The 13,967-nt window shown below is 69.3% G+C and carries 16 protein-coding genes; 7 read left to right on the forward strand and 9 right to left on the reverse strand.

Features of this window, described 5'->3' with window-relative positions; genetic code table 11:
• Positions 1–45 precede the first annotated feature (45 nt).
• From CHC09_RS15920 to CHC09_RS15935, 4 genes are read right to left on the reverse strand one after another with little or no spacing between them, the layout of a single operon-like run.
• A complete protein-coding gene (locus CHC09_RS15920) occupies positions 46–858 on the reverse strand; it encodes an ABC transporter ATP-binding protein (RefSeq protein ID WP_089293880.1) in 813 nt (270 codons plus the stop codon).
• The gene (locus CHC09_RS15925; RefSeq protein WP_218827166.1) at positions 855–1,889 is read right to left on the reverse strand and encodes a FecCD family ABC transporter permease; all 1,035 of its coding nucleotides are present in this window, start codon (positions 1,887–1,889) and stop codon (positions 855–857) included. Before CHC09_RS15925 ends, CHC09_RS15920 begins: the two co-directional genes overlap by 4 nt.
• Positions 1,886–2,947 carry a FecCD family ABC transporter permease gene (locus CHC09_RS15930; RefSeq protein ID WP_089293881.1) on the reverse strand — a complete coding sequence of 354 codons (1,062 nt, stop codon included), beginning with the start codon at positions 2,945–2,947 and terminating at the stop codon, positions 1,886–1,888. The genes CHC09_RS15925 and CHC09_RS15930 overlap by 4 nt, the downstream gene beginning before the upstream one ends.
• Positions 2,944–3,957 (reverse strand): ABC transporter substrate-binding protein, encoded by a 1,014-nt coding sequence (locus tag CHC09_RS15935; RefSeq protein WP_089293882.1) that lies wholly within the window; start codon positions 3,955–3,957, stop codon positions 2,944–2,946. Before CHC09_RS15935 ends, CHC09_RS15930 begins: the two co-directional genes overlap by 4 nt.
• 179 nt (positions 3,958–4,136) lie before the next feature.
• Between CHC09_RS15935 and CHC09_RS15940 the strand changes: the two genes are divergently transcribed.
• On the forward strand, positions 4,137–4,943 hold the full coding sequence (locus tag CHC09_RS15940; protein WP_143232360.1) for a TIGR02569 family protein: 807 nt from the start codon (positions 4,137–4,139) through the stop codon (positions 4,941–4,943).
• Positions 4,944–5,116: 173 nt separating this feature from the next.
• Complete coding sequence (locus tag CHC09_RS15945; protein ID WP_089293884.1) at positions 5,117–6,118, forward strand: NAD(P)H-dependent glycerol-3-phosphate dehydrogenase; 1,002 nt, start codon at positions 5,117–5,119, stop codon at positions 6,116–6,118.
• Positions 6,119–6,143: 25 nt separating this feature from the next.
• Here CHC09_RS15945 and CHC09_RS15950 read toward each other — a convergent pair whose 3' ends face one another.
• On the reverse strand, positions 6,144–6,755 hold the full coding sequence (locus CHC09_RS15950) for a hypothetical protein (protein ID WP_143232361.1): 612 nt from the start codon (positions 6,753–6,755) through the stop codon (positions 6,144–6,146).
• A gap of 148 nt (positions 6,756–6,903) precedes the next feature.
• Here CHC09_RS15950 and CHC09_RS15955 point away from each other — a divergent pair, with 148 nt between their 5' ends.
• Entirely contained in the window at positions 6,904–7,839 is a 936-nt protein-coding gene (locus tag CHC09_RS15955) for a DUF1295 domain-containing protein (protein ID WP_089293886.1), read from the forward strand.
• Between the two features lie 166 nt (positions 7,840–8,005).
• Here CHC09_RS15955 and CHC09_RS48430 read toward each other — a convergent pair whose 3' ends face one another.
• Positions 8,006–8,131, reverse strand: coding sequence for a hypothetical protein (locus CHC09_RS48430; RefSeq protein ID WP_275407862.1), 126 nt, complete (start codon positions 8,129–8,131; stop codon positions 8,006–8,008).
• Between the two features lie 410 nt (positions 8,132–8,541).
• Entirely contained in the window at positions 8,542–8,874 is a 333-nt protein-coding gene (locus tag CHC09_RS15960; protein ID WP_089293887.1) for an STAS domain-containing protein, read from the reverse strand.
• A 526-nt stretch (positions 8,875–9,400) separates the two neighbouring features.
• On the opposite strand from CHC09_RS15960, the gene CHC09_RS15965 reads away from it, so the two are divergent.
• Positions 9,401–9,661: a three-helix bundle dimerization domain-containing protein gene (locus CHC09_RS15965; protein ID WP_089293888.1), complete on the forward strand. Its 261-nt coding sequence runs from the start codon at positions 9,401–9,403 to the stop codon at positions 9,659–9,661.
• Positions 9,662–9,836: 175 nt separating this feature from the next.
• Here the strand turns inward: CHC09_RS15965 and CHC09_RS15970 are convergent, their stop codons facing one another.
• On the reverse strand, positions 9,837–10,265 hold the full coding sequence (locus CHC09_RS15970; protein ID WP_143232362.1) for a DUF6086 family protein: 429 nt from the start codon (positions 10,263–10,265) through the stop codon (positions 9,837–9,839).
• Between the two features lie 1,232 nt (positions 10,266–11,497).
• Here CHC09_RS15970 and CHC09_RS46305 point away from each other — a divergent pair.
• Positions 11,498–11,671, forward strand: a complete 174-nt coding sequence (locus CHC09_RS46305; RefSeq protein ID WP_179277123.1) for a hypothetical protein — start codon at positions 11,498–11,500, stop codon at positions 11,669–11,671.
• Between the two features lie 156 nt (positions 11,672–11,827).
• Positions 11,828–12,148 carry a hypothetical protein gene (locus CHC09_RS15980; RefSeq protein ID WP_089294189.1) on the forward strand — a complete coding sequence of 107 codons (321 nt, stop codon included), beginning with the start codon at positions 11,828–11,830 and terminating at the stop codon, positions 12,146–12,148.
• A 79-nt stretch (positions 12,149–12,227) separates the two neighbouring features.
• Here the strand turns inward: CHC09_RS15980 and CHC09_RS15985 are convergent, their stop codons facing one another.
• On the reverse strand, positions 12,228–12,980 hold the full coding sequence (locus tag CHC09_RS15985; RefSeq protein WP_089293891.1) for a class I SAM-dependent methyltransferase: 753 nt from the start codon (positions 12,978–12,980) through the stop codon (positions 12,228–12,230).
• A gap of 138 nt (positions 12,981–13,118) precedes the next feature.
• On the opposite strand from CHC09_RS15985, the gene CHC09_RS15990 reads away from it, so the two are divergent.
• On the forward strand, positions 13,119–13,733 hold the full coding sequence (locus tag CHC09_RS15990) for a TetR/AcrR family transcriptional regulator (RefSeq protein WP_089293892.1): 615 nt from the start codon (positions 13,119–13,121) through the stop codon (positions 13,731–13,733).
• Positions 13,734–13,967: the final 234 nt, after the last annotated feature.

Below are 13,967 nucleotides of genomic sequence, written 5' to 3' on the forward strand. Positions count from 1 at the left end.
AATCGCCCGCTGCCCGCCGATTCGAGGCCGGGATCTCTCCCGCGGTCAACCGGCTGACCGGGCGCCGCGGGCGGAGCGGGCCGCGGGAACCACAAGCGGCGTGTGGGTCTGTGGATCCGGGATCACCTGGCAGGCCAGCCCGTACACATCCTCCACCAGCTCCGCCGTGATGATCTCGCGAGGGTTGCCCTCCGCGACGATCTTCCCGGTTTTCATGGCGATGAGGTGGGTCGCGTACCGGCACGCCTGGTTCAGGTCGTGCAGGACGGCCACGAGTGTGCGGCCCTGCTCGTGCAGGTCGGCGCACAGGTCGAGCAGGTCGATCTGGTAGGCGATGTCCAGATATGTCGTCGGCTCGTCCAGCAGCAGGATGTCCGTCTGCTGCGCCAGCGCCATGGCCATCCAGACCCGCTGACGCTGGCCACCGGAGAGCTCGTCGACGGCCCGGTCCGCCAGCTCGGTGACCCCGGTCGCCGCCATGGCCCGCGCGACCTGGAACTCGTCCTCCGGGGTCCACTGGCGCAGCAGTCGCTGGTGCGGGTATCGGCCCCGAGCCACCAGGTCCGCCACCGAGATGCCCTCCGGCGCGGTCGCCGACTGGGCGAGCAGGCCGAGCCGGCGAGCGACCTCCTTCGCGCGGTACGAGCTGATCGCCGCCCCGTCCAGCGCGACCGTCCCGTGTCTCGGCGCCAGCAGACCGGACAGCGCACGCAGCAGGGTCGATTTGCCGCACGCGTTCGGACCGACGATCACCGTGAAGGAGCCGTCCGGGATCCGGACGTCCAAGTGCTCGGCCACCACCCGGCGGTGGTGGTCGTAGGCGAGGGTGAGATCCGAGCCGGACAGCCGCGATGTCATCCGTTCCCCTTCCGCCATTGCACGCTGAGCAGCCAGGCGAGGTAGGCCCCGCCGACCGCGCCGGTCACCACGCCCACGGGGAGCTGGGCGGGGGCCAGGATCCGTTGCGCGATGAAGTCGCTGAGCACCATCAGCAGCGCCCCGGTGATCGCCGCCGGCAGCAACTGCACCCTCGGTGAACGGGTCAGTCGCCGGGTGACCTGTGGGGCGGCCAGGGCCACGAACGCGACCGGGCCGGTCGCCGCGGTCGAGACGGCGCAGATCGCGACCGCCAGGACCATCAGCGACAGCCGGGACCCGGCTACCGGGACACCGAGGGAGCGCGCCGAGTCCTCACCCATCGCGAGCATCTGCAGCCGCCGGCTCAGCAGCAGCAACGGCGGTGTCAGGATCGCCAGTGCGATGCCGAGCAGGCGTACGTAGTCCCAGGTCCGTCCGTTGAGGGTGCCGACCAGCCAGACCGCGGCGGACTGGGCGGCGTCCAGGCGGGCGCGGCTGATGAGGTAGCTGTTGACCGCGACCAGCATCGCCGCGATCCCGATACCGACGAGGACCAGCCGACGGACCGAGCCGCCGCCCCGGGCCGTCAGTCCGTAGACGATCAGGGCGGTGGCGATACCGCCGACTACGGCGGCGAAGGCGGAACCGACCGGCCCGGCGCCGAACACGACGATCGCGAGCACCGCTCCGGTGGCCGAGCCCGTCGTGAAGCCGACGATGTCGGGGCTGCCGAGCGGATTGCGGGACAGGCTCTGGAAGACCGCGCCGGAGACCGCCAGGGCGGCGCCGGTGAGCAGACCGAGACAGACCCGCGGCAGGCGGAGATCGAGCAGTACGAATCGGTCGGCCCGCCGGCCACCACCTCGCAGGATCTCGGCGATGTCGGCGAGGGGCAGCCGGATCCCCACCGCGACAACGGTGAGCGTGACGGCCGCGAGCGCGGCGAGCAGCAGCGCGCCGCTGACCCACAGGGTGCGCGCGTCGAGCCGCAGCGCGATGCCGGGCGCGCGGAAGGTGAGTCGGCGGCTCACAGTGGCACGATCCGGCGGTGCAGCACGACGGCGAGGAAGATGGGCGCCCCGAGGAAGGCCGCGACCAGGCTGGCCTCCAGTTCGCCGGGACGCGCGATCACCCGGCCGATGACGTCCGCGACCAGCAGCAGGATCGGCGCGAGGACCAGTGAGTACGGCAGCAGCCAGCGCTGGTCCGGTCCCACCAGGGTGCGGGCGATGTGCGGAACGGCGAGTCCGACGAACGCGATCGGGCCGACCGCCGCCGTGGCGGCGCCGCAGAGCGCGGTGACGGCCACCGCGCAGAGCACGCGGGTGCGGTTGAGGTTGGCGCCGAGCCCCCGGGCGGTGTCCTCACCGAGCGCGATGACGTTCAGCGAGGGCCCGAGGCCGACCGCGAGGAGAGCACCGGCCAGGATGAACGGCAGGACGCCCCAGAACACGGTGAGGTCCCGGCCGGCGAGTGACCCGACGGTCCACAACCGGTACCGGTCGAAGGTGGTCGTGTCCAGCAGCGCGACGGCGTTGGTCACCGCCAGCAGGGCGGCGCCGACGGCCGCCCCCGCCAGCGCGAGACGTTCGGGCGACGCGCCCGCGTGGCCACGGGTGCCGAGCAGGTAGACCACCAGGAACGCGCCCGCGGCGCCCGCGAACGCGAACCAGATGTAGCCGGTCAGCGAGGCGACGCCCAGGATCCGGATCGCGAGCACCACCGCCACCGCCGCGCCGGCGTTGATGCCGAGAATTCCCGGGTCGGCGAGCGGATTACGGGTGAGCGCCTGCATGAGCGCTCCCGCCAGGCCCAGAGCGATCCCGGCGACCAGCCCGATCAGCGTACGGGGGATGCGCAGGTCGAAGACGATCCGGACATCCTCGGTGCTCGCGCCGTGGGAGAGCAGCGCGTCCCACACCGTGCCGAGCGGGATGGGTTTGGCACCGACCGCGATGCTGACGGCGGTGACCGCGACGAGGACCGCCACGGCCGCCAGCAGACCCAGAGCACGCGCGGTGAGCCCGCCCCGGGCACGGACCCGTGCCTGTGGCGGAAGGTATCCGGCCCGCTCGGCCGCCGACGTCACGCCAGCGTTTCCTTCACCATCGGTACGAATCGCTCGATGGTGTAGGGGGTGCTCAGCACCGAGTTGGTGGAGAACGCGTTGACCAGGTCGGCGTCGTCGAGGATGAGCAGCCGGCCGTCCTTGGCCGAGGCGATGCTGTTGAGCACCGGGTCTTTCTTGAGCTGCTCGCCGGCGCCGATGCCGAAGACGACGGTCAGGTCGGCGTCGAGCAGGCCGACCTTCTCCTTGGAGATCGGGGCGTAGAAGTTGGCCGGCTTCAGGTCCTCGATCTTCGGGGAGTTCACGAAGCCCAGGGCCTCCATGAACTGCACTCGCCCGTCGCCGCGCGTGTAGGCGCCGTACTGACCGCCGAACGCGGCCGCGACGACCACGCTCTTGCCCTGGAAAGCCGGGTTTGCCGCCTTCGCGTCGGCGAGCGCCTTGTCGTTGGCGGCGACCAGGGCCTCGCCTTCAGGCTTACGGCCCAGCGCCGCGGCGATCATGACGGTCTGGTCCTTGAGGGTGGTGCCGTACGGCGGGGTGCCGGCCGGGCCGGAGAGCGTTGGCGCGAGCTTCTCGAGCTGTTCCCAGGTGGCCTTCACGTTGTCGCTCTTGGTGAAGGTGATGAAATCGGGTCGCAGCGCCGCCACGCTCTCGAAGTTGATCTCCGGGCCTTTGAGCACGGTGGGTTTCGCACCGTTCAGCCTGTCCTGTGCCCATGGGCCTACACCGGTCGGCCAGGCCTGGAACCAGTCGAGGATGCCGATCGGCACCACGCCGAGGGCGAGCAGGGCGTCGGCGTCGGCCCAGCCGAGCGAGACGACCGCTTTCGGCTCCTCCTCGACGGTCGTGCTGCCGAACTGGTTGGCCACCGTGGCCGGGAACGTCGCGCCGCCGGCCGCCGGGGACGAGCCCGCGGACGGGGCCTTCCCGTCGTCGCTGTCGCCGCAGGCCGCGAGTAGTCCGGCAGCCGCGACACCCGCCGCGCCGAAGAGGAGATTTCGGCGTGCGATGGACGGGGTGGTCGCCATACGTTCCTCCGATTAGTGAAGTTTGCTAGGCATATACCGACTTAGGTAATCCTCACTTCAGTGTTAGGCAAAAAACTCTGAATTCTTGAGGTTCGGCACAGATGAGCGATCGATCCGGTATCACCGAATAATGGGTAACTGGGCGGACCGCCGGCGCCCATCTCGAGAAACGGCCGGCGATGGATGATCCGGGGCCGCCCCGTGCGGTGCGCGCCGCCTTCGGTGCCGACGGCACTGCGATCCGGCTGGCCGGCGGCAAGGGCGGCACCTGGCGGGTCGGCGATGTCGTCCTGAAGCCGTCAGAGGGCGACGACGAGGTCCGCTGGCGCGCCGAGGTGCTGATCGCCCTCCCCGAGTCACCGCGGTTCCGGATCGCCCGCCCGGTGCGCGCCGCTGACGGCGACTGGCTGGCCGGCGGCTGGGAGGCGACCGAGGCCGTCGCCGGACACCCCGACCAGCGCCGTGTCGACGACGTCATCCGGGTCGGTGTCGCGTTCCATGAGCTGGTCGCGGCGGTGCCGCGCCCCGCGTTCCTGGACACCAGGCACGACCCCTGGGCGTACGGCGAGCGCCTCGCCTTCTCCGACGTCCCGCCGCCGGGACCGCGCCGCCCCTCGAGGCTGCTGGACGAGCTGCTCGCCCTGCGCCGGCCGGTGGTCCTGCCCGACCAGATCGTCCACGGTGACCTGCTGGGCAACGTCCTGTTCGGCGATGGCCTGGCACCCGCGGTGATCGACTGGTCGGCGTACTGGCGGCCGCCGGCCTGGGCGTCGGCCGTCGCGGCGGTGGACGCGATGGTGTGGCACGGCATCGGCCCCGAGGTGATCGGCCGTTGGGCACACCTGCCGGAGTGGAACCAGATGCTGGTCCGGGCCGCGATCTACCGGTTGGGCACCTGGGACGCGGCGGGCTGGCCACAGGAGCCCGAGGACGCCTACTGCCCGGTCGTGGCGACGATCGCCCACCTCGCCGTGCCTCCCTCCTGACCTGGCACCAAACCGGACTATCCTCCTAGGATGCTCAAGGCGATGTGAGCGCGGCCTATGCCACCGTTCCCCGCTCCGGGGCACCTGCGGACCCTCCTGTCCGCCGTATCCTCGAGTCGCGCCCGCGGCGGCCGTCCAGCCGGGCGAGAGGCGCGCCGGAGGAGAGGGGCAGCATGCGGATCACCGTGCTCGGCGCCGGTTCGTGGGGGACCACGGTCGCGTCCGTTCTCACCCGCCGCGACCACGAATCGCTGATCTGGGCGCGTGACCCGGCCACCGCCGACGAGATCAACGCCAAGCACACCAACGACCGCTACCTCGCCGGATTCCCGCTCCCGGCCCGGCTGCGCGCCACCGCCGACCTCTCCGAAGCGGCCGCCCACGCCGAGCTGCTCGTCGTCGGCGTCCCGACCGGCGCGTTCCGCGACACCCTGGAACGGATCCGGCCGGATCTGCACCCGTGGATCCCCGTGGTCAGCCTCAGCAAGGGTCTCGAACGTGACTCGCTGCTGCGGATGACCGAGGTGATCAAACAGGTGCTGCCCGGCCATCCCGCGGCCGCGCTCACCGGCCCCAACCTGGCCAAGGAGATCATGGCGGGCATGGCGGCGGCGACCGTGATCGCCACCGAGGACCTCACCGTCGCCACCGAGATCCAGCGCGTGTTCCGGCGCGGCCTGCTGCGCGTCTACACCAATCACGACGTGATCGGCTGCGAGGTCGGGGGAGCGCTGAAGAACGTCGTCGCCATCGCCACCGGCATCGCCCAGGGCCTCGGCGTCGGCGACAACACCCGGGCCGGCGTCATCTCCCGCGGGCTCGCCGAGCTGACCACCCTCGCCGTCGCGATGGGCGGTGAGCCGAGCACTCTCGCGGGCCTGGCCGGGATGGGTGACCTGGTCGCCACGTGCATCAGCCCGCACAGCCGCAACCGGCACGTCGGCGAGCAGCTCGGTCGCGGCCGCGGCCTGGACGACATCCTCGCCGAGATGGGCCAGGTCGCCGAGGGCGTCAAGACCGTCCACGCCGCGGTCCAACTCGCCGACCGGCACGGCCTGGCGATGCCGATCACCCGCACCATCCACCGCGTCATCCTCGGCGAGATCACCGCCGCGGACGCCTACGAGGGGCTGCTGCGCTCCCACCCGGCGAGCCACGAGTCCGAGCCAGGCTGACGCCCGCCCGCCGCGCGGGTGTTCCTCAGCCGAGCTGCCACAGGGCGGCCGGGGCGGTCTGGTCGGTGCCGACCATCAGCCGGTCCGGATGTTCCGCGGCGAAGACGAGGGTCCGCTGCTCGGCGCCGTCGGTGAAGCCGGTCGAGCAGGCCGGGTTCGCGATCGCTTCGGAGCCGTCCGAGCCGAGCAGGACGAAGGTGGTCAGCGGCAGGCGATCCGCGCCGCCCGTCGCCTCCACCCGCAGGTCGATGGTCACCAGCGTGCCTGGCGCGCAGGCGGCGGCCCCCGTCGTGAGCCGGCTCGGCGTAACCCGGAAGTCGGTGTTCCCCTTTCTCAGGACGATCGGCTCACCCAGCGACCGGTTCAGGGCGTTCGCGCTCTTCGCATACACGCGGTCACCACCCGAGAGAAGATCGGCGATCTCCGCTGCGCCGGCGGTGTCGCCCGTGGACGCGCCGTCGTCGCCGACCTGGAGCACCTTGCCGCCTCCGGAGGCGACAACGACGGTCGGCAAGGTGGTGTTATCGCTGCTCAGCGCCCGGATCACGGTGATCCACAGCAGCAGAATGGTCGCCAGCCCGGCCAATCCACGAACCACCCGTGCGGGGGTGAGTTTCCTGCGCTCTTCGTCCGTCATGCCGCCTCCAAGATCATCAAGACGGTGGTGAATGGTAGAGGAGGTGGGCGGTCCGCGTACACCGGCTTCGATCTCGTCGCGGTTCAGATTCTGTGTCTACCGGCATCCAAGAGATCGCGATGGGTCGATGTGGGCCTACCCTCGTCCTATGTCGGCGGATCGTGACACCTACCGGGTGGGCGGGAGCCTGGCCGAGACGTCCCGGGCGACCGGATTCGCCATCGTCACGCTGACCTACGTCGTGGCCGGGCTGGCCGCCGCGGCCCTGGTCGCCGCGCTGCGGGCCGGGCATCCGCTGCTGCTCACCCTCTACGGCGACATCCTGGCGACGCTCGTGGTGTTCGCGGCGAGCGTGGCCGTCGCCAACGCGAGCGTCTACGACCCGTACTGGAGCGTCGCCCCGCCGGTGATCGTGATCGCCTGGGTGGTGTGGCGGACCGGCGGTGACCTCGCCGACGTGACCGTACGGCAGGTGGCGGTGCTGCTGCTGGTGCTGGCCTGGTCGATCCGGCTGACCGCCAACTGGGCGCGGTCCTGGCCGGGACTCAGGCACGAGGACTGGCGTTACGTGCGGCTGCGCGAACAACGCCCGGCCCGGGTCCCGTGGTGGCTGATCAACCTGACCGGCATCCAGCTGATGCCGACCCTCGTCGTCTTCGCCGGCCTGCTCGCGGTCTGGCCCGCGGTGACCGTCACCGGCCGGTCGTTCGGCCTGCTGGACGTCGCCGCGGTGGCCGTGACCGCCGGCGCCGTCACGGTCGAGACGGTCGCCGACCGGCAACTGCGCCGGTTCGCCGCCGATCCCGGCAACCGCGGCCGGATCATCGACAGTGGCCTGTGGCGCTACTCCCGGCACCCCAACTACTTCGGCGAGGTCCTGCTCTGGTGGGGCCTGTGGCTGTTCGGCGTGGCCGCGGCGCCCGGCTGGTGGTGGACGATCGTCGGCCCGATCACGATGGTTCTGCTGTTCGTCTTCGTCAGCGTGCCGATGATGGAACGCCGTTCCGAGGCCCGCCGTCCGGGATACGCCCAGCACAGGCAGCGGGTGCCCGCCCTGTTCCCGCGCCCGCCGCGCGCCGGCTGATGCGCCGGGTCAGTCCAGATCGAGGTCGGCGTGATCGGAACCGGCGTGCGCCGGGGGTCATGGGTGTCGTAGATCGGGCACAGGGTTTCTCGCTTGCCGCCCAGACACCGTGCCGGAAGATGCCGCCTCCGATGCAGAGTGCTTGCAGGGCGGGGCAGAGCAGCACCTAGTCCAGCTTGTTGCGGGCGGTGCAGTTTCCGCACGTGCCGGGCCGGCCGCCGTCGTCGAAGTTGGGCAGGGCGGAGACGTCCACCAGATCGGTTCCGTCCAGCGGCGGGGGCGAGTGGTTCACTGTTCGGTCGTCCCGCCGGCGAGGTCATCGGTGTGGATCAGCTTGTGCGAACGGGCGACGGATGGCGCATCAGGCACCGGAAGATCTCTCGTCGCTCCGAGCCTGGACGCGGCGTCGAACTGCCCATCTTGTCCGGCTGAAGGCGGCGGCCGGCCCTCGATCGGGCCTGGCTGCCCTGCTTCGTGCTCATCCTCGCTCCGGTGGGTTTGACCTGTGTTCCGAAAATACGGTGACGGGCACAGGCCACGAGACCTACGATCGCACGCGGACGCGGGCTCGGATTTGTCGCCGAGGGCAACGGTGGCCATCTGGGAGACTGATTTGTCCCGCACCCCCGCGCCCCTCGTAAGAGTCGCCCGGGATCCTCGCGCAGTCGGCTGTCGACCTACCTGCTGCGACCCGGGCGGTGGTCATGCCGCGGTGCCGGGCTGGCGAAGCTGGGGGAGCGGAAGGCCGGCCGCGAAGAGCCTGGCCGCGATGTGGCTCGCCGGATTGTGGACGTACACGGCGACTTGATGGTCCTCGCCGAGAGCGTACGCGGCGGCAACCGCACCAACGTTGAGTGCGTCGAGCCGGCATACGGCGGTGAGGTCGAGGACGATTCGGGGTGGCCGGATCTTGCGGACGGTGTGGACGAGAAGCTGCCGCAGTTGCATGGCGTGGTTTGTCTCGATGTCTCCGTGGGGCCGGATGATGACGGTCCCGTCGCGCTCTGTGCGTACCTCGAATGCCGGCGTGCGCATTCCTTTCACCTTTCGTCACTCCTTATTCAGAGCCAAGGTATTGAGTTTCCTCGATGCTTCTGGTTGTGTCGAGGGCAGGCCCGGGGCGGCTCTTCGGGCCAGCGGGGGAGAGTGTTCTCTTCTGGGTCATCAGGGCTCGACTGAGCGGATCAGCGGTCGACGACGAGGGCGCTTGGCTGGGCGAATATCGCAACTCCCGGGTGGGAGTGGTGTGGTGCGCGCGGAACGTGCTGTCGTGGTCATCCGGGGGCGCTGAAGGCGATCACGACGGTCTCACCATGCAATGTGAAGAGATCGACGCGCGCGAAACGCGAGATGGCTAATAGGTGAACGATAAGTACTGGATCATGGGCGGTACGCCTGGCCAGGACTTTCCGCGCCGGGCCGCGACACGCCGGGACGGGGCACGGACACCGCAATGGACGTTGCCGCTCGCGACTCGTCCCCGAACGAGTGACCGCGGGATGCCGCGCTTCAACCGGGCGTTGGATTGTCCGAAGCGCTGCGAGGCGGCTTGAATCGCAGTGTGACTGACGATGCGGAAGCTGAAAGTCAGGTACCGGATGCCGAGGACGGGGCGCTGATCGAGATCCTCTCCGTCCTGAGGCAACACTTTCCCGAAGTCGACGACGCCACAGTGGTGGAGCACGTCAATGACATCCACAAGCGCTACGCCGCCGCGCCGGTGCGCGATTTCGTGCCACTGCTCGTGGAACGCGAAGCCCGAGCCACGCTGACCCGTCTTACCGGCGAGACCGTCCCCGCTCCCGATCAACGCGCCGAGTAGGGCACCCCGTTGAAATGACGTGACGGCCACCCTCGTACGAGGGCGGCCGTCTTTGATCTTGATCAGTTGTCGCTGGGTGAGGTGACGTGGCGGGTGGTGCCGACCGCGGCGCTCGGGATCACGGTGCCGCGTCGCTTCGGCCGCATGGTTCGTCGGCCACCTCGTGCCGGCGGCCTCAGGCCGTCGGCATCGAGCGTGCGGCTGCTCCTGCCCGCCGGACAAGGCCACTCGCATCAGTCGTCGGGTCGAACGCGTCGACGTTGAGCGAGATCGCTTCGGTCGAACGTGCGATCGGGGCGGCCAGCGCTGTCACCGCCCGCCCGCTACGCTCGACCAGCACCACAGCCTGCGGCAGATATCCGGCCAGCATCGCCTTGAAAATCATATGGTTCGACGCGAGATACTGCGTCACCAGAGCATTCACGAATGCGGCGAAGGCCTCCGGATCGACCGTGTACGCGTCGATCTGCAGATCCACGACACCGCACGGCCGGCCAGCGACCGGTACCAACGCCTCGGTCATCCGGAAGAAAAGCTGCGCCACCCTCGTCGCCGGATTCCACAGCGTTTCCCCGGTCGACGCGTCGTCGAAGTACTGACTCACCGCCCCATGATCGCAGCTGTGCTCGGGCACCATCGAGTCCCGCCTCGAACCGCCGACGCCGATCGATCGCTACGGTGAGTAGCTGAGAAAGGGCTGCTGACGTCTGGTCAGGCCGGGATCAGTGCGTTTGGGGCGGTAGACAGGCGGTCCAAGGCGCCGGTTGGCAGTGCTAGGCTCGCCCCATATATGTCGTTGACGATCCTCGGCTGACTGAGCGTGCGCGCCAATTTCTGCAGGATCGGTCCCACCGCAGCCCACATGTGAGTGAGTCTGCGATCCGGTCGTCGGCCGCGACCTGGCTCGGAGCGCATGAAGAAGTGGCCGCCGAAGCACTTATCGAGTCACTAGTCGGATTCGCAGAGCGCTACGGTGGCCTGTCCTACTCCGTCCTCGGCAATAACAAGATGGAGTACGGCCTCGATAGCCTCCCATTGATCAACAGCACCCCGCTCGGACCGGCATTCACTGGAATCTTGGATGGCGATTGGACTTGGGGTCTCGACGTCCTTCTCGACGGCCGCACTGCCATGGGACCTGGCCGATGGCCATACCGTGTCATCGACCGAACCATCGATCAGAGGATTGAGCGACACGCACTTCTGGTCGAGGTCCGCGGATGGTTCCATCGAACTTTCGAATGCACCACCCCGTCGTACGTCCCGCCGATGACGGACGAAGAGACACTGCCGCCACCGGTACCCGATGCCACCGGTCCGGCCGAGTATTGGTGGAGCGAACAAGACGTCGCCGTTCAGGCGCAACTCAGCGGATGGCCCATTGGGCGGGACCGCTGGACGGTGCGCTACTTCGCCAGAACACCCCAGCAGGCAGCCGAGGCCAATCACACTGTCTACGCCGCGGCGGGGCACGAAACGGTCCCTGCAACCTGGTGCACGCTCTGCACGCAGGCTGTCGTCCCAGGTCGGACATGCCTGCGCGGATCCCACGGTTAGCGACGCCTTCTCATGCCGCGAGTCGCGCTCGCGGCGGACGATGCGCGCTCAGTCGCCGACGAACACGAGTTCGCCGCGCTCCTGGGCGCAGCGCTCGGCTATCGCGCGAAGCCGCATGAGCGCACGGTGCTGGGCGCCGGTTGTTGCCTGGGCGAGTAAGCGAAAACTGCATCAAGGTGGAGCTTGCAGCAGCGATGATCCGGGAGCAGGCACCAGTCGATCCCAGGGGTCGCAATACCGTGCCAACGCGTGCAAAAGTCCCTTGACCAGGAGCCACTCGTGTCCGACAGACCTTCCCCGCCGGGCGATGACGTCCCGGACGACGTCGACAACCTCATGATTCTCAGCCCTGAGCAGTACGAGGTACTGCTGAAGGCACGCGAGGAGTTGGGGCATGATCTGAGCCGCGGGCAGGTGGAGGCCTTACTCAAGGAGCTCGAAGAACGGTCCTGACGCGGCACCTTTCGCTGAGTCCATGAAGCTACTCAAGCGAACGCCAGTGGGTTGCGGCCACCATGCCCCGCCGGGTGAGCTGGACGAGGCCAAGGTGAAGCGCCGCACGTGTAATGGCGATGCGCGCCCTGGTGGTCCGCTGTAACGATGCTCGTCATGGCCGAGCGCGTGATGTTCATACAGTTGAAAACCGGTCACAGCACCGATAAAGGGCCCGCTTGGATCAGCCGCGTGCGCTTCAACAGGAGTTGGAAGACGGCCTACTGGCACGGCAGGACTCTCCGCCGCTGGCCGGGCCTGTTCGACGCGAACTTCTACGACGTCGAAAGCCGCGAGGAGTACTGGCTTTCAGGGCCGCGCCGCGATCAGGCCGACACTCGCTACAGCATCATCCGGCCGAAGGTCGACGACGATGTCCGTGAGATGTACGAGGCGTTCCTCCGCGGGGCACCCCTGCCGGGCCGGGAGCGCGGTTAGGGAGCAACGTCGTTCATGTCCGGCCCCGGCTCGCCCGCTCATAGCCGATGAGCGGTCGTCCGGCCGCGGTGGCGGACTGTCAGGCGTCGATGGGCGGCGCTGGCTGGTCGTGTTCCAGGGTGTCCTGATTGATGATGTGCAGGAGGCTGACGGCGAGCCAGGGGCCGCTGTACCAGTACCCTGGCCCGAGTGCACGCGGCGTGCCCTGCCGCAGGTGTGCGGCGTACTTGCGCACGAACGGCGCCGGGTCGGCGATGAGCAGCTGGCCGCCCGGGCGTAGCACCCGGATCGCCTCGGCCAGCGCGCGGTGCCGTCCCGCGGCCGACGAGATGTTGTGGATGGCCATTGCGCTGGTCACGATGTCGAACGAGTTGTCCGGGAAGGGCAACGCTGTCATGTCGGCGCTGCGTACGTCGACACGGTTGGCGACCCCGGCCGCGGCGGCGTTCGCGAGGGTGGCCTCGGGCCGGTTGCCGCTCTGGTCGGCCGACCACAGGTCAACGCCGACGGCGCGTCCCTGCGGGAGTCGGCGGGCTGCCGCGACCAGTACGGCGCCGCGCCCGCAGCCCAGGTCCAGCAGGTGCTCGTCACCCCTGAGGGCGGCCCGGTCGAGGATTTCCTCCCAGGCGCGGAGCTTGCCGCGCAGCGTGGTGTGCAGGTAGATGCCGGTGCCGGCGAGCAGGACCGCGCTGGTGACGGCCAAGGGCGTCCGGCCGGTGTGCCAGCGGGTGGCGGCCGCGGCGGAGGCAACTGCTGCCGCGCCGAGCAGAGCCGGAATCGGCGGCGCGTCAATGCCGTAGTGGGGACGGGTGCGTGTTGGCCCAGCGATCACTTCGGGGGTCCTTCCTGGTCGTCGGGTTTGACGGCGGCAGGGCGGTCAACGCTGCTCTCGCTATCTTTTACAAGATGTAAGCGTTGCTGAAGTCTTACAGCATGTCAAGAATGCTGAGAGCCGATAACATGCCACGTGATGACCGATGCACCCGAAGCCGCCACACCGGCCCGTCGCCGCCGCTCCGACGCCCGGCGCAGCATCGACGCCATCCTCACCGCCGCTCGCACGCTGCTCGGGGAACGGCCTGACGCCAGCATGGAGGAGCTCGCCAACGCGGCCGGCGTCACCCGCCAGACCGTCTACGCCCACTTCCCGTCGCGGGACGCACTGATCGGCGCGCTGATCGAATCCGCGGGAGCCGAAACCGTCGAGGCTGTCGACGCGGCAAACCTCGACACCGTTCCGCCGGTCACAGCGCTACGCCGGTATCTCGACATCGGATGGCAACTCATCCGCCGCTATCCATACCTGCTCGCGCCGGCACTCGCTCGCACCCCGCCCGGCAACGAAGCCACACACCTGGCCGGCACCGCGCAACTTGAACGGCTCGTCCGGCGTGGTCAGCGTACCGGCGATTTCGACCCCGCGTTGCCGGCCGGCTGGCTGGCCGTCGCCGTCATCGGGCTCGGCATCACCGCCGCTGACCAGGTCGCCGCCGGGCACCTCACCGCCGACGAGGCGTTCACCGTCTTCTCCACGAGCGCGCTGCGACTGTGCGGCGCCGCCAGTGAGCCCTCGGCCTCCGGGTAGTCGAGCCAGCGGACTCGCGGGACTTCGCCGCAAAAGCGAAAGCGGCCAGCGCGAGGTATCCGTGGACCGCCTCATACGGTTCGGGCCATCTGCGCCAACAGAGTCGTCCGCCGGTCAGCCGCCACCGCGCTTCTACGCGTAGGTACACGACGCCATCCTTCGGTGGACGCCGAACGGCGCGGGCATGTGGTCGCTGTTGCCCGACCCACCACTCAGGAGGAGTCCGGAACTGAG

Source organism: Actinoplanes regularis (genome assembly GCF_900188005.1).
In the GTDB taxonomy this organism is placed as follows: Bacteria; Actinomycetota; Actinomycetes; order Mycobacteriales; family Micromonosporaceae; genus Actinoplanes; species Actinoplanes regularis.